This window comes from Arthrobacter nitrophenolicus (assembly GCF_000332815.1).
Classification (GTDB): Bacteria; Actinomycetota; Actinomycetes; order Actinomycetales; family Micrococcaceae; genus Arthrobacter; species Arthrobacter nitrophenolicus.
The window spans coordinates 1-582 of sequence record NZ_AOFD01000137.1; the positions used below are offsets into that span (position 1 = coordinate 1).

The window sequence follows — 582 nt, forward strand, 5'->3', positions numbered from 1 at the left end:
AGCGCCATCGACGCCGTCATCCACTTCGCCGGCCTCAAAGCCGTCGGCGAATCAGTCCAGGAACCGCTGAAGTACTACTACAACAACCTGGTCGGCACCCTGAACCTGATCCGCGTCATGGACCGGCACGACGTCCGCTCCATCGTCTTCAGCTCCTCCGCCACCGTCTACGGCGAACACAACCCCATCCCCTACGTCGAAAAAATGGAAATCGGCGCCAACAACCCCTACGGCCGCACCAAAGAACAAATCGAAGACATCCTCTCCGACCTCGGCGCCGCAGACCCCCGCTGGCACATAGCACTGCTGCGCTACTTCAACCCCGTCGGCGCCCACCCCTCCGGCCGGATCGGCGAAGACCCCCAGGGCATCCCCAACAACCTCGTCCCGTTCATCGCCCAGGTCGCCGTCGGCCGACGCGAAAAACTTCTGGTCTTCGGCGGCGACTACGACACCCCCGACGGCACCTGCCTGCGCGACTACATCCACGTCGTCGACCTCGCCCAAGGCCACGTCGCAGCCCTGGACCACGTCACAGCCCGCGCCGGCGTCTTCCGCTGGAACCTCGGCTCCGGCAAAGGC

The 582-nt window shown here is 64.9% G+C and carries 1 protein-coding gene; it reads left to right on the forward strand.

The window, feature by feature from the left end; translation table 11 throughout:
- On the forward strand, positions 1-582 hold a 582-nt coding region (galE, locus tag G205_RS20470; RefSeq protein WP_009359716.1), incomplete at both ends, for a UDP-glucose 4-epimerase GalE.